Below are 22992 nucleotides of genomic sequence, written 5' to 3' on the forward strand. Positions count from 1 at the left end.
CGACCCGGAGATGGTGAAAGTCCGGGATGGCCGGAATCATGTAGATCAGCCCTTAAGTTTCCTTTCTGAACTCACAGTAGGTTAGGACGTTCATCACGTTACGATGCTCGAGAGGAAAAAGCGTAAGCCTGGCTTTTTCTAAAAGGGTGGTACCGCGAGATAAGCTTTCTCGTCCCTTATGGGATGAGAGGGCTTTTTTTATTTTCTGAAAAAATTGGTGGAGGAATGAAAATGGATTACAAAGACACGCTCTTAATGCCGAAAACAGATTTTCCGATGCGAGGCAATTTGCCAAACCGTGAGCCTGACATGCAAAAGAAATGGGAGGAGCAGGATATCTACAGTCTAGTACAGGAACGGACGAAGGACCGCCCGAAATTTGTTTTACATGACGGACCTCCGTACGCAAACGGCGATATCCACATGGGCCACGCGCTTAACAAAATTTTAAAGGACTTCATCGTCCGCTACAAATCAATGAGCGGGTACAACGCACCATATGTACCGGGCTGGGATACACATGGATTGCCGATTGAAACAGCTCTTACAAAAAACAAAAAAGTGAACCGCAAAGAAATGTCAGTAGCTGAATTCCGCAAGCTATGCGAAGAATATGCATGGAAGCAAATTGAGGGTCAGCGTGAGCAGTTCAAGCGTCTCGGAGTCCGCGGTGACTGGGAAAATCCATATGTGACACTGAAACCGGAATATGAAGCACAGCAAATCCGCGTTTTCGGTGAGATGGCAAAACGAGGCTACATTTATAAAGGCCTTAAACCGGTTAACTGGTCACCTTCAAGTGAGTCTGCTTTAGCTGAAGCGGAAATCGAATATCAAGACAAACGCTCAGCATCTATTTACGTCGCGTTTGGCGTGAAAGACGGAAAAGGAGTGCTTGAAAACGGTGAGCGCATCATCATTTGGACAACAACGCCTTGGACGATCCCTGCAAACCTCGGCATTTCGGTGCATCCTGATCTAGAATACAGCGTGATTGCAGTCGGTGATGATCGCTTTGTTGTAGCAAGTGCACTGGTTGAAGCTGTAGCTTCTGCATGCGGCTTTGAGCAGTATGAAGTGACAAGAACGATCAAAGGGAAAGATCTCGAAAATATTATCGCTGAACACCCGCTATACGGCAGAGATTCACTCGTTATGCTTGGCGATCACGTGACAACTGACGCCGGAACAGGCTGTGTTCATACAGCACCGGGACATGGGGAAGATGACTTTATCATTGGCCAAAAATACGGCTTAGACGTCCTTTGTCCGGTTGATGAAAAAGGTGTGATGACAAGCGAAGCTCCTGGCTTTGAAGGTATGTTCTATGATGATGCAAACAAAGTGATCACACAGCAGCTCGAAGAAAAAGGCGCGCTCGTGAAGCTTGAATTCATTACACACTCCTATCCGCACGATTGGAGAACAAAGAAACCAACCATTTTCAGAGCAACTGCGCAATGGTTTGCGTCTATTAAAGATTTCAGATCAGACCTGCTGGATGCCATTAAAGAAACCAAATGGGTTCCTGAATGGGGCGAGCAGCGTTTGCACAATATGGTGCGTGACCGCGGCGACTGGTGTATTTCCAGACAGCGTGCATGGGGTGTGCCGATTCCGGTATTTTATGCTGAAAACGGTGAGCCAATCATCACAGATGAAACGATTGAGCACGTTTCAGAATTGTTTAGAAAACATGGCTCGAACATTTGGTTTGAAAAAGAAGCGAAGGATCTTCTTCCGGAAGGCTTTACGCATCCTGGTAGCCCGAACGGCACATTTACAAAAGAACAGGACATCATGGATGTTTGGTTTGATTCTGGTTCTTCCCACCAAGCGGTGCTTGAAGAGCGCGAGGATCTCGTTCGGCCGGCTGATTTATACCTTGAAGGCTCTGACCAATACCGGGGCTGGTTTAACTCATCTCTATCAACAGCAGTAGCCGTAACAGGAAAAGCGCCATATAAAGGTGTGCTCAGCCATGGATTTGCACTGGATGGAGAAGGACGCAAAATGAGTAAATCCATCGGTAACGTTGTGGTTCCAGCAAAAGTTATGAAACAGCTTGGCGCCGACATTTTGAGATTATGGGTGTCTTCTGTTGACTACCAGGCGGATGTTCGCGTCTCTGATGCGATTCTGAAGCAGGTTGCTGAAGTATACCGTAAAATCCGCAACACGTTCCGTTTCCTTCACGGCAACCTATTCGATTTTGATCCAAAAACAAATGCGGTGGCTGTGGAAGATCTTCGTGAAGTCGATCAGTATATGCTGATTAAGCTAAACAAACTGATTGATAAAGTGAAAAAAGCGTATGACGAGTACGAATTTGCGGTTGTGTATCACAGCATCCACAATTTCTGTACAATTGAATTAAGCTCATTCTATCTGGATTTCGCTAAGGATATTGTATACATTGAGCATGCGGATCATCCGGATAGACGCAGCATGCAGACTGTATTCTATGAAACGCTGCTTGCATTAGTGAAGCTTACAGCGCCGATTCTGCCTCATACTGCTGACGAATTGTGGTCTCACTTAACATTTGTTGACGAGCAAAGCGTTCAGCTGACAGATATGCCGGAAACGATTGCGGTTCCAAACAGCGAAGCGACAGAAGATAAGTTTGACCGTTTTATGTCTCTTCGTGATGATGTGCTAAAAGCGTTAGAAACAGCGCGAAATGAAAAAATCATCGGTAAATCATTGGAAGCAAGCCTGAAGTTGTATCCGAATAAAGAAAACAAAGAGCTATTAGCTTCTATTAAAGAAAATCTTTCTCAGCTGTTTATTGTTTCTGAATTAACCATCAGTGAAGAAAATGAAGCGCCAAACGATGCGCAAAGCTTTGAGACAGGGAAAATCGCTGTCGAGAAAGCTGAAGGCGAAATGTGTGAGAGATCCCGTGTGATTTCTAAAGATGTAGGTGCAAACCCGAAATATCCTACACTGTCACTGCGCAACGCTGAAATCGTTGAAAAGTATTATCAGAATTAATGAAAGAGCCCGGCGCACAAGCCGGGCTTTTTTTGTGCCAAGAGTGACATCGTTTAGAATGTCAGGAAAAATCTTATGGGCTTTAGATCATCATTCACAGGTAACAATATAGGTATTACGTTAAGAGCAGGAGTTGTGATGAATGAATGATCAACTGACCGCAATTTATACGGAACTTCTTCTGATGAAAGAAGAATTACAGTCGAGATTATTTGAGTATTCTTGCTTTCAGGTTTCAACAAGCCCGCAGGCAGCAATCAATCATAAACAAAAAGCAACTCTGATCTATCATATTAAAGAAGAGCTTCAGGACGTTCTTCTCGCATTGTCAAAAATTGAGGACGGCACATTCGGATATTGTGAAGAAACTGGGTCTCCCATTCCTCTATCAAAGCTGGCGGTGCTGCCGACAGCGCGAACAGCAAACGATTTTCTGTATTCGGTCCAATTTGAAAAAAAAACGCTTCCTCTGTGGAAATCAACTGATATTGAGTATGATCAGGCGCTGTATGAATAACAGCGCCTTCCCAATTAAGTCTGTACAGAGGCTGATATTTCTTTACTCCTGTGCTTTTTATTGATAAAATGCATAATGGATTAAAGTAACCGTACAATGGAGGAACGTTTGTGCTGTATTACGTTATCGCACTACTTATTATCGCAGCTGATCAACTGACAAAATGGCTTGTCGTCAAGAACATGGAACTTGGACAAAGCATACCGATCATTGATCAGGTATTCTATATTACCTCCCATCGCAATACGGGGGCGGCGTGGGGGATATTAGCCGGTCAGATGTGGTTTTTTTACCTCATCACAACTGCAGTCATTATTGGTATTGTTTATTACATACAGCGATATACGAAAGGGCAAAAGCTTCTTGGTGTTTCCCTTGGACTCATGCTTGGCGGCGCCATCGGCAATTTTATCGACCGGGCTGTCAGACAGGAAGTGGTGGATTTTATCCATGTCATTATCGTCAATTACAATTACCCGATCTTTAATATCGCGGACTCTTCATTATGTGTCGGCGTAATGCTTTTATTTATACAAATGCTGTTGGACAGCGGGAAAAAGAAGAAGGAGCAATAGAATGAATCAATTTGACATAACCGCTTCAGAAGAACAAAAAAGTGAGCGGATTGATAAATTTCTGGCATCGACTGAAAATGGTTGGTCGAGAACCCAGGTTCAGCAATGGGTGAAGGACGGACAAGTTGTCGTAAACGGAAGCCCGGTGAAAGCGAATTATAAAATTCAGCCGGGTGATCAGGTGACCGTCACTGTACCTGAGCCGGAAGCACTCGACGTGCTGGCAGAACCGATGGATCTGGATATATACTATGAAGATCAAGATGTGCTGGTTGTCAATAAACCTCGCGGAATGGTTGTGCACCCAGCACCCGGGCATCTTACGGGCACACTTGTAAACGGCCTTATGGCTCATTGCACGGATCTTTCCGGAATAAATGGCGTGATGCGTCCGGGGATCGTTCACAGGATCGATAAGGATACGTCCGGATTATTAATGGTGGCGAAAAATGATATGGCACATGAGTCTCTCGTGAACCAATTGGTCAACAAAACGGTCACGCGGAAATATACGGCGGTTGTCCACGGAATTATTTCTCATGATGACGGTACAATTGATGCGCCGATCGGGCGGGATAAGAAAGACCGGCAAAGCATGACCGTAACACGTGATGGCAAAAACGCCGTCACTCATTTTCATGTTCTTGACCGCTTCCAGGAGTTTACGCTTGTAGAATGCCAGCTTGAAACAGGAAGAACGCATCAAATCCGTGTTCATATGAAGTATATCGGCTTCCCGTTAGCGGGAGATCCGAAATACGGGCCGAGAAAAACGATCGATTTTAACGGACAGGCGCTTCATGCCGGAATTTTAGGTTTTCAGCATCCTCGCACTGACGAATATATCGAATTTGAGGCACCGCTTCCTGAGGATATGTCTGCTTTAATCGAAAATCTGAGAAAAACCCGTTGACAGGACGTCTCTTTTCTGAAATAATAAACGAAGCTGAATAGATTCTTTAAAACAGTCCAGAGAGGCTGAGAAGGATAACGGATTGACGGGATACGTGTATATGCACGCACCTTGTCCTAAACCCCTCTCTGCCAATGGCAAGAGGGGTTTTTTCTTCTAAATGAACTGTGAGGTGTCACATAATGAATCAAAAAGCTGTCATTCTCGACGAACAGGCAATCAGACGTGCGCTGACCAGAATTGCTCACGAAATGATAGAACGCAATAAAGGGATGAACAACTGCATCCTTGTCGGCATCAAGACAAGAGGCATTTATTTAGCAAAACGCCTCGCCGAACGGATAGAACAGATTGAAGGAAATCCTGTAACGGTTGGAGAAATTGATATTACCCTTTACAGAGATGATCTATCCAAAAAAACGAGCAATGAAGAACCGCTTGTGAAAGGTGCAGATATACCGGTAGACATCACAGATCAAAAAGTAATTGTCGTAGATGATGTTCTTTACACAGGGAGAACGGTCAGAGCCGCTATGGACGCCCTTGTCGATGTAGGCAGGCCTTCCTCAATTCAACTGGCTGTGCTTGTTGACAGAGGACACAGAGAACTGCCGATCCGAGCAGATTACATCGGGAAAAACATTCCGACTTCAAAAGCTGAAAAGGTTATGGTGCAGCTTGATGAGGTTGACAAAAACGATCTCGTCGCCATTTATGAAAATGAATAATGTATCACCTTTTTAAACGCAATCCAGAGAGGTTGCAAAGAGGTGCACAGCGAAGCCCCGAAAGTATGCGGCCGGTCTTTGTATGCCTCTTTGCGTAAAAATAGCAAAGAGGTTTTTTTATACAGTTATGAAGTCATCCTAATATGAAAAGTCATCAATCAGGGGGAAAATCATCATGAGTAAGAAAAAAGTTAATTTAGGAGTCAGGGAAATCCCGAAACCTTTCTCTTGGGTTTCGTTCAGCCTGCAGCATTTATTTGCGATGTTTGGCTCAACGATTTTGGTTCCGAAGCTGGTCGGAATGAGTCCTGCTGTTGCATTGGTGACGAGCGGTATCGGAACACTTGCTTACCTTCTGATCACGAAAGGACAAATACCAGCGTACCTCGGTTCATCCTTTGCCTTTATTTCTCCGATCATCTTGGTAAAAGCGACCGGCGGACCGGGAGCGGCAATGGTTGGTGCGTTTCTGGCAGGGCTTGTGTACGGGCTGATTGCCTTGCTGATCAGACAGCTTGGAACAGGCTGGCTGATGAAGCTTCTCCCGCCTGTCGTCGTAGGTCCGGTTATTATCGTCATTGGACTGGGTCTGGCAGGTACAGCGGTAAATATGGCCATGTATGCTGATCCGAATGCAAGTGAGCTGGTTTACAGCTTAAAACATTTCAGTGTTGCAGGTGTCACTTTAGCGATCACGATCATTTGCGCGATTTTCTTGCGAGGATTCTTAAGCTTAATCCCGGTCTTGATCGGAATCATCGGCGGATACTTGTTTGCCCTGACTCAAGGAATTGTCAACTTTCAGCCGGTGCTTGACGCGAAATGGTTTGCTATCCCTGAATTTATCATCCCGTTCAAAGATTATACGCCGTCAGTGACACTAGGCATTGCCGCAGCAATGGTCCCTGTCGCATTTGTTACCATGTCAGAGCATATTGGCCACCAGATGGTGCTGAGCAAAGTTGTCGGACAAGACTTCATTAAAAAACCGGGTCTCCATCGCTCGATAATGGGTGACAGCGCAGCCACAATCCTTGCTTCCTTGATTGGCGGCCCGCCTACAACCACTTATGGAGAAAACATTGGCGTACTGGCCATTACTAGAGTGTTCAGCGTCTTTGTTATCGGAGGCGCGGCAGTGATTGCCCTTTGTTTCGGCTTCATCGGCAAGATATCTGCGCTTATCAGTTCAGTGCCGTCAGCGGTTATGGGAGGCGTTTCCTTCCTGCTGTTCGGCATCATCGCTTCCAGCGGTTTGAGAATGCTGATTGACAACAAAATTGATTATGAAAATAACAGAAACCTCATCATCACATCAGTCATCCTTGTGATCGGCGTAGGCGGCGCATTTATCCAGGTGTCTGAAGGAGGATTCCAAGTGTCTGGCATGGCGCTTGCGGCAATTGTAGGTGTCGTCTTAAACCTGATTCTTCCGCAAGCGAAGGAAGAGCAGACAGATACATCCGAACAACATCATATCTAAACCTTTTAATGAAAGTCCAGAGAGGCTTGGAAGGGTTATAAAGAGAAGAAAGCTTCACGCTGCTCCTCTATTTAACCGTACCCCGAGTCTATCCAAGACCGGGGTTTTTTTCAGCCTTTAAAAGTTGAAATGAGAGGGGAAAGAAAATGAAGCATTTAACGACGATGAGTGAACTCAGCACTGGGGAAATCAAAGATTTGCTTCAAACTGCGCAAGACCTTAAAAACGGAAAAACAGACCATCAGCTGACAGGTAAATTTGCAGCGAATCTGTTTTTTGAACCAAGCACCAGAACACGATTCAGCTTTGAGGTAGCTGAAAAGAAACTCGGCATGAATGTCCTGAATCTTGACGGAACAAGCACCAGTGTACAAAAAGGTGAAACCTTATATGACACAATCCGAACGCTCGAATCAATCGGTGTTGACGCGTGTGTTATCAGGCACAGTGAGGATGAGTACTACAAAGAGCTTGTCGGACATGTAAATATCCCGATTCTGAATGCAGGAGACGGGTGCGGCCAGCATCCGACACAATCATTGCTTGATTTAATGACTATCAATGAAGAATTCAACACGTTCAAAGGCCTTACCGTCTCCATTCACGGCGACATTAAGCACAGCAGGGTCGCAAGATCTAATGCTGAAGTGTTGACAAGACTCGGTGCCCGCGTTCTGTTTTCCGGTCCGCCGGAATGGCAGGATGAAGAAAATACGTTTGGCGCGTATGTCTCAATGGAAGAAGCAGTAGAGACTTCGGATGTCGTCATGCTGCTCCGTATTCAAAATGAAAGACATCAGTCAGCTGTCAGCCAGGAAGGCTATTTAAATGAATTCGGCTTGACTGTAGAACGGGCTGAACGTATGAAGCAGGATGCGATTATTATGCACCCCGCGCCTGTGAATAGAGGAGTGGAGATTGATCACAGCTTAGTAGAAAGCAAAAAATCAAGAATCTTCAAACAAATGCAAAATGGCGTATTCATCAGAATGGCAGTGTTACAGCGAGCCTTACAAACCAATGCGAAAAGAGGAGAAGCAGCGTATGTCATATCTCATTAAAAACGGCTGGATACTTAACGAAAATGGTGAAAAAACAGAACAGGATATTCGAGTGACAGGAGAGGTCATCTCCGAAATCGGCAAGCTTGATGCAGCAGATGGAGAAACGGTTATTGACGCGAAAGGATTGCTCGTTTCACCGGGGTTTGTTGACCTCCATGTACACTTTAGAGAGCCTGGCGGAGAGAAGAAAGAAACCATTGAAACTGGTGCAAAAGCAGCGGCGCGCGGCGGTTATACAACCGTAGCGGCCATGCCGAATACACGGCCGGTTCCTGATACGAAGGAGCAGATGGAATGGGTGCAAAAGCGCATTAAAGACACATCATGTGTCAGAGTCCTTCCTTATGCATCTATTACGATCAGACAAATTGGTGATGAGATGACAAACTTTGAAGCATTAAAGGAAGCTGGGGCATTTGCTTTTACAGATGACGGCGTCGGTATACAGACAGCAGGAATGATGTATGAAGCAATGAAACGCGCAGCCGCGATAGACAAAGCGATTGTTGCACATTGCGAGGACAACTCCTTAATTTATGGAGGAAGCGTACATGAGGGGACATTCTCCAAAGCAAACGGGCTCAACGGCATTCCTTCTGTGTGTGAATCGGTTCATATTGCCCGCGACGTGCTGCTGGCTGAGGCGGCAAACTGCCATTATCATGTATGCCATATCAGCACGAAAGAGTCTGTCAGGGTCGTACGCGATGCGAAAAAAGCGGGAATCAGAGTGACAGCAGAAGTATCACCGCATCATTTGCTGCTTTGTGATGAGGACATTCCGGGGCTGGACACAAACTATAAAATGAACCCGCCGCTGCGCGGTGCGGAAGATAGAGAAGCACTGATTGAAGGGCTTTTGGACGGAACGATCGATTTTATAGCAACCGACCATGCGCCGCATACAGAAGAAGAGAAAAACACAGAAATGAAGCTGGCGCCGTTCGGTATTGTCGGTTTGGAAACAGCTTTCCCGCTTCTTTACACACATTTTGTCAAAAACGGCAGCTGGAAGCTGAAACAGCTGATTGATTATATGACAATCAAGCCGTGCCAAGCGTTTAATCTCCCATATGGAACACTGAAACCGGGACAAGCAGCTGACATCACATTAATCGATTTGGAAAGAGAAGCAGTGATAGACAAAGAAACATTCTTATCTAAAGGTAAAAACACACCATTTAACGGCCTCAGCTGCAGCGGCTGGCCAGTCGCTACAATTGCAGCAGGAACGCTTGCTTATGAAGAAGGGAGACTTGTGAAATGAAAAGACGATTAGTACTGGAAAACGGAGCGGTATTTGAGGGCAAAGCCTTCGGGAGCTTGGAGCACAGCATGGGGGAAGTCGTTTTCAATACCGGTATGACTGGTTATCAGGAAATTTTGTCAGACCCTTCTTATTGCGGGCAGATTGTTACGTTAACATATCCGCTTATCGGAAATTACGGCATTAACCGTGATGACTTTGAATCCATTACGCCTTTTGTTAAAGGATTGATTGTAAAAGAATTATGTGAACTGCCTTCCAACTGGCGTTCAGCGTACACATTGGATGAGTATTTAAAAATGAAAAAAATTCCGGGACTGCAAGGAATTGATACAAGAAAGCTGACGAGAATGATCCGCACGGCCGGCGCGCTAAAAGGAACGTTTGCCTCACCTGATGAAGATACCAAATGGGTACTGAAAAGACTGAACGAAACTGAACTGCCGAGAAATCAAGTATCCCAAGTGTCAGCTAAAACAGCATACCCTAGTCCGGGAAGAGGTAAACGCATTGTCCTGGTGGACTTTGGCATGAAGCACGGCATTTTAAGAGAGCTGAACAAACGGAAATGCGATGTCATCGTTGTGCCTTACAACGTAACAGCAGAAGAAGTCCTTCAGCTGAAGCCAGACGGCATCATGCTTTCTAACGGACCTGGAGACCCGAAAGATGTGCCTGAAGCAATTGAAATGATAAAAGGTGTTCTTGGAAAAGTGCCATTATTCGGAATTTGTCTCGGCCACCAGTTATTTGCGCTGGCGTGCGGAGCCAATACTGAAAAAATGAAATTCGGTCACAGGGGCTCCAACCATCCGGTAAAAGAGCTTGCAACCGGAAAAGTTGCCTTAACATCACAAAACCATGGCTATACAGTTTCATCTATCAATGAAACAGAGCTTGAAGTCACACACATCGCGATAAACGACGATACGATTGAAGGGCTGCAACACAAAACACTGCCGGCATTTACGGTTCAATATCATCCAGAAGCATCACCTGGTCCTGAGGACGCTAATCATCTGTTTGACAGATTTATCGAAATGATTGAAACAACGGAGAAAGAAGGGGAAGCGGTATGCCAAAACGCGTAGACATTAACAAAATTTTAGTAATCGGGTCAGGACCAATCATCATCGGCCAAGCAGCTGAATTTGATTATGCTGGAACGCAAGCCTGCCTTGCATTAAAAGAAGAAGGCTATGAGGTCATTCTTGTCAACTCAAACCCTGCAACGATCATGACTGATACAGAAATGGCTGACCGAGTTTACATTGAACCGCTGACACCTGAATTTCTGACGCGGATTATCAGAAAAGAGCGTCCTGACGCCATTCTTCCTACACTCGGCGGTCAAACCGGCTTGAATCTTGCGGTTGAGCTTTCTGAGCGAGGTGTGCTGGAGGAGTGCGGCGTTGAGGTGCTCGGCACAAAGCTGTCTGCAATCCAGCAGGCTGAAGACCGCGACTTGTTCAGAACATTAATGAATGAACTAAATGAACCGGTGCCTGAAAGTGAGATCATCCACTCCCTGGAAGAAGCAGAAAACTTCGTCAGCCAAATTGGATTCCCTGTCATTGTCCGCCCGGCATATACATTAGGCGGAACAGGCGGCGGCATCTGCTCGAATGAAACCGAACTGAAAGAAATTGTTGAGAACGGATTAAAATTAAGCCCGGTGCACCAATGTTTGCTTGAAAAAAGTATTGCCGGCTATAAAGAAATCGAATACGAAGTCATGAGAGACAGCCGAGATCATGCGATTGTCGTTTGTAACATGGAGAACATTGATCCGGTAGGTATCCATACAGGAGACAGTATTGTCGTCGCACCGAGCCAAACGCTCAGCGACCGTGAATATCAGCTCCTCCGGAATGTATCTTTAAAACTGATCCGTGCGCTTGGAATTGAAGGGGGATGTAACGTACAGCTCGCTTTAGATCCAGACAGCTTTCAATACTACATCATTGAAGTGAACCCGCGTGTCAGCCGTTCATCTGCCCTTGCATCAAAAGCGACAGGCTATCCGATTGCAAAGCTCGCAGCTAAAATCGCCGTCGGCCTTTCACTAGACGAAATGATGAATCCGGTCACAGGGAAGACATACGCTGCATTTGAACCAGCGCTGGACTATGTTGTATCTAAAATACCTCGCTGGCCGTTTGATAAGTTTGAATCAGCAAACAGAAGGCTCGGCACCCAGATGAAAGCGACGGGAGAGGTGATGGCGATTGGCCGCACGCTTGAAGAATCGCTGCTGAAAGCTGTGCGTTCACTGGAAGCTGATGTGTATCATCTTGAATTAAAAGATGCCGCCGATATACCTGATGAGCTTCTCGAGAAGCGGATTAAAAAAGCCGGAGACGAGCGTTTATTCTACCTGGCTGAAGCGTACAGAAGGGGCTACACAGTTGAGCAGCTTCATGAATTCTCTGCCATCGACCTCTTTTTCCTGCATAAGCTGTTCGGAATCGTTCAGTTTGAAAAAGAGCTGAAATCAAATGCGGGCGATACGGATGTGCTGAGACAGGCAAAAGAACTCGGATTTTCTGATAAGTACATCAGCCGCGAGTGGAAAATGAAAGAATCTGAGCTTTACAGCATGAGAATACAAGCGGGAATCGCACCGGTATTTAAAATGGTGGATACGTGCGCGGCGGAATTCGAATCAGAAACGCCATACTTCTACAGCACATATGAAGAAGAAAATGAATCTGTTGTTACAGATAAGAAAAGCGTGATCGTACTTGGCTCCGGCCCGATTCGAATCGGCCAAGGGGTTGAATTTGACTACGCTACGGTTCACTCCGTGTGGGCAATTAAACAAGCAGGCTATGAGGCAATTATCGTCAATAATAACCCTGAAACCGTGTCAACTGATTTTAGTATCTCAGACAAGCTGTACTTTGAACCGCTTACGATCGAAGATGTCATGCATATCATTGATCTCGAACAGCCGATGGGCGTTGTCGTGCAATTTGGCGGACAAACTGCAATCAACCTTGCTGACGAACTTTCTGCACGCGGAGTCAAAATCCTTGGAACGTCATTAGAAGATTTAGACCGTGCGGAAGACCGGGATAAGTTTGAACAGGCGCTGGTAGAACTTCAAGTGCCGCAGCCGCTTGGCAAAACTGCGACATCAGTTGATCAGGCTGTAAACATCGCGAGCAACATCGGCTATCCGGTACTGGTGCGCCCTTCATATGTGCTTGGCGGCCGGGCGATGGAGATTGTGTATCATGAAGAAGAACTGCTTCATTACATGAAAAACGCAGTCAAAATCAATCCGCAGCATCCAGTATTGATTGACAGATATCTGACTGGAAAAGAAATCGAAGTGGATGCGGTGTCTGACGGCCAAACCGTTGTCATTCCGGGAATCATGGAGCACATTGAGCGTGCGGGCGTGCACTCTGGAGACTCTATCGCGGTCTATCCGCCGCAGTCTCTGACGGAAGACATAAAAGAAAAAATTGAACAATATACGATCGCACTCGCGAAAGGGCTGAATATTGTCGGCTTGCTCAACATCCAATTCGTCCTGTCCCAAGGTGAAGTATACGTGCTTGAAGTCAATCCGAGATCAAGCAGAACGGTGCCGTTCTTAAGCAAGATCACGGGCATTCCGATGGCGAACCTCGCGACAAAAGTCATTCTCGGGCAAAAGCTGGCTGAGTTTGGCTACAATGAAGGCCTGCAGCCTGAACAGCAGGGTGTATTTGTAAAAGCACCGGTCTTCTCCTTCGCGAAGCTGAGAAGAGTGGACATTACGTTAGGGCCTGAAATGAAATCAACAGGTGAGGTCATGGGGAAAGATTCCACCCTTGAAAAGGCGCTCTATAAGGCCCTGATAGCTTCAGGCATTCAAATCCCTAACTACGGTTCCGTGCTTTTAACAGTGGCGGATAAGGACAAAGAAGAAGGGCTTGCCATCGCTAAACGATTCCATGCGATCGGGTATAACATTTTAGCGACCGAAGGAACGGCGGGGTATCTCAAGGAAGCATCAATTCCAGCGAAGGTCGTCGGAAAAATCGGCCAGGACGGACCGAACTTGCTTGATGTGATCAGAAATGGAGAAGCCCAGTTTGTCATCAATACGCTGACAAAAGGAAAGCAGCCGGCAAGAGACGGATTTAGAATCAGACGTGAATCAGTAGAAAACGGTGTTGCCTGCTTAACATCTTTAGATACGGCAGAAGCGATTTTGCGGGTGCTGGAAAGCATGACGTTCCGTGCCGATCAAATGCCGGCAGTCAACTCAAATCAGGAGGCGGCAATCACTATATGAAAAAAGCGTATTTGACGGTGTGTGCTAACCAGCAAATTGCAGACCGGGTGTATCAAATGGTCCTAAAAGGGGAGCTTGTCCAAGGGTTTACTGTTCCAGGACAGTTCCTTCACTTGAAAGTGAGCGAAGCGGTTACGCCTCTTTTGCGAAGACCAATCAGCATTGCTGATGTTAACTTTGAAAAAAATGAAGTCACCATGATTTATCGAGTAGATGGGGAAGGAACAAGACTCTTGTCGCTGAAGCAGAAGGGAGATCTGGTGGATGTTCTTGGGCCTTTGGGCAATGGCTTTCCAGTAGATGAAGTCCAACCCGGAAAGACGGCTTTGCTGGTAGGGGGCGGTGTAGGAGTGCCGCCTCTCCAAGAACTGTCGAAACGTTTAAAGGAAAAAGGCGTAAAGGTCATACACGTTTTAGGATTCCAATCGGCAAAGGATGTTTTTTACGAAAAAGAATGCCGACAGTATGGCGATACGTATGTGGCAACAGCTGACGGAAGCTACGGGGAAACCGGGTTTGTCACAGATGTCATCAAACAGAAAAGTTTTGAATTTGACATTCTCCTCAGCTGCGGGCCGACACCGATGCTAAAGGCGCTCAAACAAGAATACGCCCACAAAGAGGTTTACATTTCCATGGAAGAACGAATGGGCTGCGGTATCGGTGCATGCTTCGCTTGTGTGTGCCATACAAACGAAAGTGAGACAGCTTATGTAAAGGTATGTCTTGACGGGCCTGTATTTAAAGCTCAGGAGGTGGCGCTGTAATGCTAGAGGTGAAATTGCCGGGACTGAATTTGAAAAATCCGATCATTCCCGCATCAGGCTGCTTCGGTTTTGGAAAAGAATTTGCGCGTTTTTATGATTTGTCTTGTCTCGGAGCAATCATGATCAAAGCTACGACAAAGGAGCCCCGCTTCGGGAATCCGACGCCTAGGGTAGCTGAGACTGGCGCTGGAATGCTCAATGCGATCGGTTTGCAAAATCCAGGGCTGGAAAGCGTCTTAGAAAATGAGCTGCCATGGCTTGAACAATTTGATACGCCTATTATTGCCAATGTCGCCGGCTCACAGGTCGAGGATTATGTTGAAGTGGCAGATCATATCAGTAAAGCGCCTAATGTACACGCCCTTGAACTGAATATTTCCTGTCCGAACGTCAAAACAGGCGGAATTGCTTTTGGCACAAATCCTGCCATGGCTGCTGATTTAACGAAAGCGGTTAAAGAAGTGTCAGATGTGCCTGTATATGTGAAGCTATCTCCGAATGTGGCAAACATCACAGAAATTGCAGTAGCGATCGAAGAGGCTGGTGCGGATGGTCTAACGATGATCAACACATTAATCGGCATGAGGCTCGATTTAAAATCAGGTAAGCCGATATTAGCCAATAAAACAGGAGGGCTGTCGGGTCCTGCTGTAAAGCCTGTTGCCATCCGCATGGTGTATGAGGTCAGCCAGGCTGTCAGCATTCCGATTATTGGGATGGGAGGCATTCAGACAGCCGAAGACGCATTGGAATTTCTTCTGGCTGGAGCAAGTGCGGTCGCTGTCGGAACAGCAAATTTCGTGAATCCTTTCGCATGCCCTGACATCATTGAACAGCTCCCTGCTGTTTTACGCCAATACGGCTATGAATCTGTTGAAGAATGCATCGGAAGGAGCTGGAATCATGAAAAACAACCTGCCCATCATCGCGCTTGATTTTGCATCAGCTGAAGAAACATTGTCGTTTTTAGCGCCTTTTCACAAAGAACCATTATTTGTGAAGGTCGGGATGGAGCTTTTTTATCAAGAAGGCCCGGCCATCATTGCACAATTAAAAGAAAGAAACTGTGAGATCTTTTTAGATTTGAAGCTCCATGACATCCCGACCACAGTAAATAAAGCAATGAAGCGTCTTGCCTGCCTCGGAGTCGATCTTGTCAATATTCACGCAGCCGGAGGCAAAAAAATGATGGAAGCAGCCCTGGAAGGCTTAGAGGAAGGCACGCCGGCAGGAAAAAAACGTCCGTCACTTATTGCGGTAACCCAGCTGACAAGCACTTCTGAACAAATGGTGAAGGAGGAGCTGCTCATCAGAAAGCCTCTCATTGACACGGTAGTGCACTACAGCAAACTGGCGGAGAATAGCGGACTAGATGGAGTGGTGTGCTCCGTTCATGAAGCAAAAGCCATTTACGAAGCAGTGTCGCCGTCGTTTCTGACGGTGACCCCGGGTATCCGTATGTCAGCAGACACTGCGAATGATCAAGTGCGTGTCGCAACGCCTTCTATAGCAAGAGAAAAAGGGTCATCAGCCATTGTTGTAGGACGCTCTATTACAAAAGCTGCAAATCCGCTGAAAGCCTATGAAGCTGTCAAACTCGAATGGGAGGGACTCAAACAATGAAACAAATCATCGCAAAACATCTATTAGACATTCAAGCTGTATTTTTACGCCCAAATGATCCGTTTACATGGGCGAGCGGCATTTTATCGCCAATTTACTGTGACAATCGCCTTACCCTTTCTTTCCCAGAGGTAAGAAATGATGTTGTTGCAGGCATCAGCAAGCTTATCCAGGAGCATTTCCCGGAAGCTGAGATGATCGCAGGAACAGCGACAGCAGGTATCCCTCATGCGGCATTGGCGGCTGACCGTTTGAACCTGCCGATGTGTTATGTGAGAAGCAAACCAAAAGCACACGGAAAAGGCAATCAAATTGAGGGTGCCGTTCAAAAAGGCCAAAAAACAGTTGTCATTGAAGATTTAATTTCCACAGGGGGCAGCGTACTCGAAGCTGCAGCAGCTCTAAAAGCCGCTGGCTGTGAAGTGCTTGGTGTAGTATCAATCTTTACGTACGGACTTCCTAAAGCGCAGGAAGCGTTTGCTGAGGCTGATCTTCCATACTACTCGTTAACTGATTATGACACACTGACAGAGGTTGCACTTGAAAATGGAAATATTCATACAGACGACCTGAAGAAGCTGCAAACATGGAAAATGAATCCCGAGTCAAAAGATTGGTTTAAAAATTAAAAAATAAATTGAAGAGCTTTAATGCCTTGCCACGATTGAAAACAGGCCTTTGGGTCTGTTTTTTTATTAATCCTATAAAAAAACTCGGGTTGACTTATGTTAGAATTGTGCTAAAATTTACTACAAATCTGAAAAACTTATCAAGAGCGGCTGAGGGACTGGTCCTATGAAGCCCGGCAACCTGCACAATGTGTAAGGTGCTACTTCCAGCAAAATGTATTCCATTTTGAAAGATAAGGGCTACATGCAGTTCCTGTCTTTCTTTCCGCCGGATTGAAAGTTTTTTATTTTAAGAGGGGCTGTTTACGGAGAAAACAGCAGCCGCATCACATTACAATGGGAAAAGACAACCGGCAGAAAGCTACTGTTTGTTTGTCTCCGAAAGGAGGAAAGAAGAAATGTTAACGTACGATAATTGGGAAGAACCAACGATTACATTTCCAGAGGACGATCCTTATAAAGGGGCGCTGTCAGTTTTAAAATGGGCTTACGGCCATTACGGCAATCAGCTTGTTTATGCCTGCAGTTTCGGAATTGAAGGAATCGTTCTGATTGACTTAATCTATAAAGTGAAAAAAGACGCAGAGATTGTATTTCTCGATACAGGGCTTCATTTTAAAGAAACCTATGAAACGATAGAACGCGTCAAGGAGCGCTACCCCGGCCTTCATATCATCCTGAAGAAACCGAACCTTACTCTTGTGGAACAGGCGGAAGAACACGGTGATAAACTGTGGGAAAGAGAGCCGAATCAATGCTGCTATCTCAGAAAGATCGTTCCTTTAAGAGAGGCGCTTTCCGGCCACCCGGCATGGCTCTCCGGCCTGCGCCGCGATCAAGGGCCAAGCCGTGCCAATACGAATTTCTTAAACAAAGATGAGAAATTCAAATCAGTAAAAGTTTGCCCGCTTATCCATTGGACTTGGAAAGACATCTGGAGATACACTTCTCGAAATGAGCTGGACTACAATCCGCTCCACGACCAAGGGTATCCAAGTATTGGCTGCGCGCCTTGTACGTCACCTGCATTTACTGCAGAGGACTTGCGCTCAGGAAGATGGAACGGTAAGGCGAAAACAGAATGCGGACTGCATGAATAAGGAGCTGCAAAATGGAATTAGCCGCTATTTTATTTAGCTTGTTTTTTGCAGTGAATATTGGCGCAAGCGGCGCTGCAGCTTCAATGGGAGTTGCTTACGGATCTGGGGCCATCAAAAAGAAAACCTACGCTTTGATCATATGCGCCGTTGGTGTGCTGGCCGGGGCTGTCATTGGCGGGGGCGGAGTTTTGAAAACCATCAGCTCTGGGATTATCCCCGAACAGACGATTACACTGACGATTGTTTGCATCATTATCGGGGCTGCTGCGCTGTCGCTATTTACAGCTAATCTGCTCGGCATTCCTTTATCGACAAGTGAAGTGACGGTCGGGGCAGTTGTCGGCGTGGGCGTGGCGTACAAAGTGTTGTTTGTAAACAATCTTCTGATTATTGTTTCATTTTGGATTTTCGTTCCGCTGTTCGCTTTCGGTTTCACATTTTTTGTAGCAAAGCTGTTTCGTTATTTTAAGATTGAAATTACGTCTTCCCGAAAACAAAACGTCCTTGGCATCCTTTTGCTATGCGCTGGTTTTTTTGAAGCGTTCTCTGCGGGCATGAACAATGTGGCGAATGCCGTTGGCCCGTTAGTGGCTGCCGGCGTACTGGATGTAGAGAAAGGAACCCTGTATGGGGGAGCTTTTGTAGCTCTGGGCGCACTGATATTAGGCCGCAGGGTATTAGAAACAAACGGGAAGAAAATTACAAGGTTTTCAAAAGGAGAAGGCATTCTCCTATCCGGAACAGGAGCAGGACTGGTGATTATCAGTTCTATATTTGGAATGCCAGTACCCTTGGCGCAAGTAACGTCATCGTCTATTATCGGAATAGGCATGGCGAAAAACGGCCCAAACGTATTTCATAAACAGGTCGTTCAAACGATGCTGAAAGTATGGATCGTGTCGCCGTTTTTATCTTTATCCATCTCTTATTTGCTTGTCTCTATGTTTTTAAAGGCGGATTATTATTCAATCTTTATCATGGTAAGTGTGCTTTTAGCTGCAGGCGGTGCTGTCAGCCTGACAAAAGCCATTCGTAAAGAGAGACGCTCTGTCCACGATCAAGGCGGGGGAATTTAACTATTAATCTGAGTTATTTTATCTGTTAACTAGGAGGAAATGAATATTATGAGTTTAGCACCACATGGAGGAAAACTGGTAAACCGAGTAAATGAGTCATATGATGTAAGCGGCATTCAGAAAGAAATTGAACTTGATTTGATTTCTTTTGCTGACCTGGAATTGATCGGAATCGGCGGATACAGCCCGATCGAAGGCTTCTTTAATGAGAAGGATTACGTATCTGTTGTTGAAAACATGCGTCTTGCTTCCGGTGTTATATGGTCTCTTCCGATCACGCTGCCGGTAGATGCACAAAAAGCAGCCGAACTGTCAGTCGGCGAAACAGTAAAATTAACGTATGACGGAGAAACATACGGCGTTATCCAAATCGAAGACTTATACGTGCCTGACAAACAAAAAGAAGCTGTTAACGTGTATAAAACAGATGATCAGGCTCATCCGGGTGTGAAAAAGCTGTTCAGCCGCGGCGATACATATATCGGCGGTCCGATCACATTGATTAAAAAAGCTTCTAAACAATTCCCTGAGTTTACATTTGAACCGGCGGAAACAAGACGCCAGTTTGCAGAAAAAGGCTGGGAAACAATTGTCGGTTTCCAAACAAGAAATCCTGTTCACAGAGCGCATGAATATATTCAAAAAACAGCTCTTGAGACAGTGGACGGTTTGTTTTTAAATCCGCTTGTCGGCGAAACAAAATCTGATGACATACCGGCTGATGTCCGGATGGAAAGCTATCAAGTGCTTCTTGACAACTATTACCCGAAAGACCGTGTCTTCCTTGGTGTTTTCTTGGCTGCAATGCGTTATGCCGGTCCGAGAGAAGCGATTTTCCATGCGCTTGTCAGAAAAAACTACGGCTGCACACATTTCATTGTCGGCCGCGATCACGCCGGTGTCGGTGACTATTACGGCACGTACGAAGCCCAGGAGCTGTTTGACACATTTAAACCAGAAGAACTCGGCATTACACCGCTGAAATTCGAGCACAGCTTCTTCTGCGAAAAATGCGGAAATATGGGAACTGCAAAAACGTGCCCGCATGGCAGAGAGTATCACGTAATTTTATCAGGCACCAAGGTGAGAGGGATGCTGAGAGACGGTGTGCTGCCGCCTGCAGAATTCAGCCGCGCAGAAGTTGTTGAAGTGTTAATTAAAGGCATGAAGAAAAAAGAAGAAGCAGGCGTTTCTTAAGGAGGACTGGCAGTGACAAATCGCGATATTGTATGGCATGAAGCCTCTATTACAAAAGAAGAGTATCAGCAAAAAAACAAGCATAAAAGCTCCATTCTCTGGCTGACGGGTTTAAGCGGTTCAGGCAAATCAACTATTGCCAATGCTGCTGCGAGAGAACTTTTTGAACAAGGCTATCAAGTCATTGTGCTGGATGGTGACAACATTCGCCACGGTTTAAATAAAGATCTCGGTTTTTCTGACGAAGACCGAAAGGAAAACATCCGCCGAATCGGAGAGGTGGCAAAACTTTTTGTGCAGCAGGGCACCATTGTCATTACTGCTTTTATCTCTCCTTTCCGTGAGGATAGAGACCAGGTTCGCCAGCTTGTGGAAGCAGGCGAATTTAACGAAGTTTACATTAAATGCGACCTCGATATTTGTGAACAAAGAGATCCAAAAGGGCTCTACAAAAAAGCAAGAAACGGGGAAATTCCGTTCTTCACGGGCATTGATTCTCCTTATGAAGAGCCAGAAGCTCCTGAGCTCGTCCTTGACTCAGGACAATATGATCGTGAAGAGTGCAAAAATCAGCTGATCGAGTTTGTAAAGCAGCAATTGAGCTAAACGCCGCTCAGCTGTGTTCTTCTCAGATGCCGAAAAAATGCAAACTAGAACAACATCGCAGCGAACGTTCTGGAAGAACTCGAATAGATCGGGGGAAAGACGATGGGGAAAGTATATATTGTAGGTGCAGGTCCCGGAGATCCTGATCTGCTGACAATTAAAGCGCTGAAAGCCATTGAAAAAGCTGACGTAATCCTATATGACAGATTAGTAAATAAAGAGATTTTGCAATATGCCAAGGAGCAGGCGGACCTGATCTACTGCGGGAAGCTTCCAGATTTTCATACAATGAAGCAGGAAACCATCAATCGGTTTCTTGTGAAGTATGCGCAAAAAGGGAAAACCGTTGTCAGATTGAAAGGCGGAGACCCATTTGTGTTCGGCAGAGGGGGAGAAGAAGCGGAATGCCTTTCTGAAAATGGCATTCCGTTTGAAATTGTCCCCGGTATTACATCGGGAATCGCGGCAGCTGCTTATGCCGGGATTCCTGTCACTCATCGGGACGCGGGCTCTAACGTGGCTTTTGTAACGGGGCATTATAAAAAAGAAGAGGATTTTGAGGAAAAGTGGAAAGCGCTGGCCACAGGGATTGATACACTTGTCATCTATATGGGCATTAAAAATGTGCAGCAGATCGAAAAAAAACTCCTGGAAAACGGCCGGGACGGTGCTACTCCGGCAGCGTTTATTCATTGGGGAACAACGGACAAGCAAAAATCTGTTTTTTGTACAGTTGACACCCTTTCAGAAACGGTGAAAAAAGAAGACATTAAAAATCCGAGTTTAATTGTCGTAGGAAATGTTGTAAATTATCACTATAAGCTGGAATGGTTTGAATCTGAGCTGAAAAAACAAGATTTAAGCGAGGCGTTGTAAATGAAACAAGCGATTTTATATGTCGGCCACGGCAGCCGGGTAAAAAAGGCTCAGCAAGAGGCCGCTGCATTTTTGGAAGGATGCAAAGCGCACATCTCTGCGCCTGTTCAGGAAATCAGTTTTTTAGAGCTGCAGGAGCCGGCAATTGAGACAGGGTTTGAAGCATGTGTGAAGCAAGGCGCCACTCATATCGCAGTGGTGCCTCTGCTTCTTTTAACGGCTGCGCATGCCAAACATGATATTCCGGAAGAAGTTGCGCGTGCCGCGTCCCGTTATCCTTCAGTCCGTATCTCATACGGAAGTCCAATCGGGATTGACGAAGAAGTGGTCAAAGCGGTCTATCATCGTGTTAAAGACATAGGTGTTCCTTACGAAAACGCTAGGGTTGTGCTCATCGGCAGGGGAAGCTCAGACCCAGATGTAAAAAGAGACGTAACCGGAATTGCCGGATTGCTTCAAAACATCATGCCCGTCAGCGAAGTGATTCCATGTTTTATGACAGCATGCGGTCCCAATTACAAAGAGATTTTTTCTGAACTGAAAAAAGATGACGGCGTGACGACCTTTATTGTTCCGTATTTGCTGTTTACCGGGATGCTGATGAATGAGATTGAACGTGAGGTCCAGAAATTGAAGGCAGAAAATCCAAATGTCTATCTCTCTTCCTATATCGGTTTCCATCCGCATGTGAAAAAGGCGTTTTTACATCGTGTGAAAGAAACGGCCGACAACCATGAGGGGCAATTTGATTTTGACGGAGGTTTATATGCTCCCGCTTCACATTAGTTTGCAGAAGAAAAAGGTTGTGATTGCAGGGGGCGGCAACATTGCGCTCAGAAGACTGAAATCGGTGCTATCAGAGGGAGCGGATATTACGATTGTCAGTCCGGTTGCGGAACCCGAAATCAGGCAGATGGCAGACAATCGCCAGATCAAGTGGCTGAGCCGAAAGATTGAGAAAGAGGATTATCTCGATGCTTTTTTGATTATTGCCGCAACGGATGATGCCGCTGTGAATAAAGAGATTGCTCAAAGCGCATCGTCTTCCCAGCTTGTCAACTGTGCCAGTAATGCTGAGTTGGGTAATGTGTATATGCCGAAAATCGTAAAAAGAGGGCATGTAACGGTGTCTGTCTCTACAAGCGGAGCCAGTCCAAAGCACACAAAAGAGCTTGCTGAAAAAGTGGATAAACTGATTGAAGGCGATTTTGTCGCTGAAGTTGACAGGCTTTATCAGGTAAGAAGAAAGAAATAAGCCAGAGCATACAATGCTCTGGCTTTTC

General features: G+C 45.9%; 21 protein-coding genes, 1 riboswitch and 1 other annotated feature (1 of these 23 only partly in view). All 21 genes read left to right on the top strand.

Translation table 11 applies throughout. The features are described 5' to 3' along the window. Positions 1-180: a binding site (T-box leader), on the top strand (it extends 48 nt beyond the left edge of the window). 51 nt (positions 181-231) lie between these two features. The 21 genes from ileS to sirC all read left to right on the top strand — a co-directional run bounded on the left by ileS (position 232) and on the right by sirC (position 22964). Then, on the top strand, positions 232-2997 hold the full coding sequence (ileS, locus tag HC660_RS08405; protein ID WP_127695271.1) for an isoleucine--tRNA ligase: 2766 nt from the start codon (positions 232-234) through the stop codon (positions 2995-2997). Positions 2998-3139: 142 nt separating this feature from the next. Beyond that, entirely contained in the window at positions 3140-3514 is a 375-nt protein-coding gene (gene ylyA, locus HC660_RS08410; RefSeq protein ID WP_010334180.1) for a sporulation-related RNA polymerase-binding protein YlyA, read from the top strand. Positions 3515-3624: 110 nt separating this feature from the next. Beyond that, positions 3625-4089 carry a signal peptidase II gene (lspA, locus tag HC660_RS08415; protein WP_010334181.1) on the top strand — a complete coding sequence of 155 codons (465 nt, stop codon included), beginning with the start codon at positions 3625-3627 and terminating at the stop codon, positions 4087-4089. Between the two features lies 1 nt (position 4090). Further along, positions 4091-5002, top strand: a complete 912-nt coding sequence (locus HC660_RS08420; protein ID WP_168747755.1) for an RluA family pseudouridine synthase — start codon at positions 4091-4093, stop codon at positions 5000-5002. A 182-nt stretch (positions 5003-5184) separates the two neighbouring features. Beyond that, a complete protein-coding gene (pyrR, locus tag HC660_RS08425; protein WP_024121338.1) occupies positions 5185-5730 on the top strand; it encodes a bifunctional pyrimidine operon transcriptional regulator/uracil phosphoribosyltransferase in 546 nt (181 codons plus the stop codon). A 175-nt stretch (positions 5731-5905) separates the two neighbouring features. Further along, positions 5906-7213: a uracil permease PyrP gene (gene pyrP / locus HC660_RS08430; RefSeq protein WP_168747757.1), complete on the top strand. Its 1308-nt coding sequence runs from the start codon at positions 5906-5908 to the stop codon at positions 7211-7213. A 146-nt stretch (positions 7214-7359) separates the two neighbouring features. Further along, a complete protein-coding gene (locus tag HC660_RS08435) occupies positions 7360-8274 on the top strand; it encodes an aspartate carbamoyltransferase catalytic subunit (RefSeq protein WP_101863368.1) in 915 nt (304 codons plus the stop codon). Beyond that, positions 8258-9544, top strand: a complete 1287-nt coding sequence (locus HC660_RS08440; protein ID WP_168747759.1) for a dihydroorotase — start codon at positions 8258-8260, stop codon at positions 9542-9544. The genes HC660_RS08435 and HC660_RS08440 overlap by 17 nt, the downstream gene beginning before the upstream one ends. Continuing rightward, positions 9541-10635, top strand: coding sequence for a carbamoyl phosphate synthase small subunit (locus HC660_RS08445; protein WP_168747761.1), 1095 nt, complete (start codon positions 9541-9543; stop codon positions 10633-10635). The genes HC660_RS08440 and HC660_RS08445 overlap by 4 nt, the downstream gene beginning before the upstream one ends. Then, positions 10620-13835, top strand: coding sequence for a carbamoyl-phosphate synthase (glutamine-hydrolyzing) large subunit (carB, locus tag HC660_RS08450; protein ID WP_168747763.1), 3216 nt, complete (start codon positions 10620-10622; stop codon positions 13833-13835). The genes HC660_RS08445 and carB overlap by 16 nt, the downstream gene beginning before the upstream one ends. After that, entirely contained in the window at positions 13832-14602 is a 771-nt protein-coding gene (gene pyrK, locus HC660_RS08455; RefSeq protein WP_168747764.1) for a dihydroorotate oxidase B electron transfer subunit, read from the top strand. The genes carB and pyrK overlap by 4 nt, the downstream gene beginning before the upstream one ends. Next, the gene (locus HC660_RS08460; protein ID WP_168747766.1) at positions 14602-15537 is read left to right on the top strand and encodes a dihydroorotate dehydrogenase; all 936 of its coding nucleotides are present in this window, start codon (positions 14602-14604) and stop codon (positions 15535-15537) included. The genes pyrK and HC660_RS08460 overlap by 1 nt, the downstream gene beginning before the upstream one ends. Beyond that, positions 15506-16225, top strand: a complete 720-nt coding sequence (pyrF, locus tag HC660_RS08465; protein WP_168747767.1) for an orotidine-5'-phosphate decarboxylase — start codon at positions 15506-15508, stop codon at positions 16223-16225. The genes HC660_RS08460 and pyrF overlap by 32 nt, the downstream gene beginning before the upstream one ends. Continuing rightward, positions 16222-16854: an orotate phosphoribosyltransferase gene (pyrE, locus tag HC660_RS08470; RefSeq protein ID WP_326328508.1), complete on the top strand. Its 633-nt coding sequence runs from the start codon at positions 16222-16224 to the stop codon at positions 16852-16854. Before pyrF ends, pyrE begins: the two co-directional genes overlap by 4 nt. A gap of 134 nt (positions 16855-16988) precedes the next feature. Beyond that, a riboswitch (SAM riboswitch) is annotated at positions 16989-17094 on the top strand. A 158-nt stretch (positions 17095-17252) separates the two neighbouring features. After that, positions 17253-17954 (top strand): phosphoadenylyl-sulfate reductase, encoded by a 702-nt coding sequence (locus HC660_RS08475; protein ID WP_168747771.1) that lies wholly within the window; start codon positions 17253-17255, stop codon positions 17952-17954. 11 nt (positions 17955-17965) lie between these two features. Continuing rightward, a complete protein-coding gene (gene cysP, locus HC660_RS08480; RefSeq protein ID WP_168747773.1) occupies positions 17966-19030 on the top strand; it encodes a sulfate permease in 1065 nt (354 codons plus the stop codon). Between the two features lie 48 nt (positions 19031-19078). Further along, on the top strand, positions 19079-20227 hold the full coding sequence (gene sat, locus HC660_RS08485; protein WP_168747775.1) for a sulfate adenylyltransferase: 1149 nt from the start codon (positions 19079-19081) through the stop codon (positions 20225-20227). Between the two features lie 12 nt (positions 20228-20239). After that, the gene (cysC, locus tag HC660_RS08490) at positions 20240-20833 is read left to right on the top strand and encodes an adenylyl-sulfate kinase (RefSeq protein ID WP_010334195.1); all 594 of its coding nucleotides are present in this window, start codon (positions 20240-20242) and stop codon (positions 20831-20833) included. A 102-nt stretch (positions 20834-20935) separates the two neighbouring features. After that, positions 20936-21709: a uroporphyrinogen-III C-methyltransferase gene (gene cobA / locus HC660_RS08495; protein WP_168747777.1), complete on the top strand. Its 774-nt coding sequence runs from the start codon at positions 20936-20938 to the stop codon at positions 21707-21709. Continuing rightward, positions 21710-22495, top strand: coding sequence for a sirohydrochlorin chelatase (sirB, locus tag HC660_RS08500; protein WP_168747779.1), 786 nt, complete (start codon positions 21710-21712; stop codon positions 22493-22495). Further along, the gene (sirC, locus tag HC660_RS08505; RefSeq protein WP_168749426.1) at positions 22476-22964 is read left to right on the top strand and encodes a precorrin-2 dehydrogenase; all 489 of its coding nucleotides are present in this window, start codon (positions 22476-22478) and stop codon (positions 22962-22964) included. The genes sirB and sirC overlap by 20 nt, the downstream gene beginning before the upstream one ends. The last annotated feature ends 28 nt before the right edge of the window (positions 22965-22992 follow it).

This window comes from Bacillus mojavensis (assembly GCF_012648005.1).
Classification (GTDB): Bacteria; Bacillota; Bacilli; order Bacillales; family Bacillaceae; genus Bacillus; species Bacillus mojavensis.

What these genes read in the sequence shown, in the direction of transcription:
- ileS (WP_127695271.1), top strand. Translation starts at nt 232, where the DNA reads ATGGATTACAAAGACACGCTCTTAATGCCGAAAACAGATTTTCCGATG.
- ylyA (WP_010334180.1), top strand. Translation starts at nt 3,140, where the DNA reads ATGAATGATCAACTGACCGCAATTTATACGGAACTTCTTCTGATGAAA.
- HC660_RS08420 (WP_168747755.1), top strand. Translation starts at nt 4,091, where the DNA reads ATGAATCAATTTGACATAACCGCTTCAGAAGAACAAAAAAGTGAGCGG.
- pyrR (WP_024121338.1), top strand. Translation starts at nt 5,185, where the DNA reads ATGAATCAAAAAGCTGTCATTCTCGACGAACAGGCAATCAGACGTGCG.
- pyrP (WP_168747757.1), top strand. Translation starts at nt 5,906, where the DNA reads ATGAGTAAGAAAAAAGTTAATTTAGGAGTCAGGGAAATCCCGAAACCT.
- HC660_RS08435 (WP_101863368.1), top strand. Translation starts at nt 7,360, where the DNA reads ATGAAGCATTTAACGACGATGAGTGAACTCAGCACTGGGGAAATCAAA.
- HC660_RS08440 (WP_168747759.1), top strand. Translation starts at nt 8,258, where the DNA reads ATGTCATATCTCATTAAAAACGGCTGGATACTTAACGAAAATGGTGAA.
- HC660_RS08445 (WP_168747761.1), top strand. Translation starts at nt 9,541, where the DNA reads ATGAAAAGACGATTAGTACTGGAAAACGGAGCGGTATTTGAGGGCAAA.
- carB (WP_168747763.1), top strand. Translation starts at nt 10,620, where the DNA reads ATGCCAAAACGCGTAGACATTAACAAAATTTTAGTAATCGGGTCAGGA.
- pyrK (WP_168747764.1), top strand. Translation starts at nt 13,832, where the DNA reads ATGAAAAAAGCGTATTTGACGGTGTGTGCTAACCAGCAAATTGCAGAC.
- HC660_RS08460 (WP_168747766.1), top strand. Translation starts at nt 14,602, where the DNA reads ATGCTAGAGGTGAAATTGCCGGGACTGAATTTGAAAAATCCGATCATT.
- pyrF (WP_168747767.1), top strand. Translation starts at nt 15,506, where the DNA reads ATGAAAAACAACCTGCCCATCATCGCGCTTGATTTTGCATCAGCTGAA.
- pyrE (WP_326328508.1), top strand. Translation starts at nt 16,222, where the DNA reads ATGAAACAAATCATCGCAAAACATCTATTAGACATTCAAGCTGTATTT.
- HC660_RS08475 (WP_168747771.1), top strand. Translation starts at nt 17,253, where the DNA reads ATGTTAACGTACGATAATTGGGAAGAACCAACGATTACATTTCCAGAG.
- cysP (WP_168747773.1), top strand. Translation starts at nt 17,966, where the DNA reads ATGGAATTAGCCGCTATTTTATTTAGCTTGTTTTTTGCAGTGAATATT.
- sat (WP_168747775.1), top strand. Translation starts at nt 19,079, where the DNA reads ATGAGTTTAGCACCACATGGAGGAAAACTGGTAAACCGAGTAAATGAG.
- cobA (WP_168747777.1), top strand. Translation starts at nt 20,936, where the DNA reads ATGGGGAAAGTATATATTGTAGGTGCAGGTCCCGGAGATCCTGATCTG.
- sirB (WP_168747779.1), top strand. Translation starts at nt 21,710, where the DNA reads ATGAAACAAGCGATTTTATATGTCGGCCACGGCAGCCGGGTAAAAAAG.
- sirC (WP_168749426.1), top strand. Translation starts at nt 22,476, where the DNA reads ATGCTCCCGCTTCACATTAGTTTGCAGAAGAAAAAGGTTGTGATTGCA.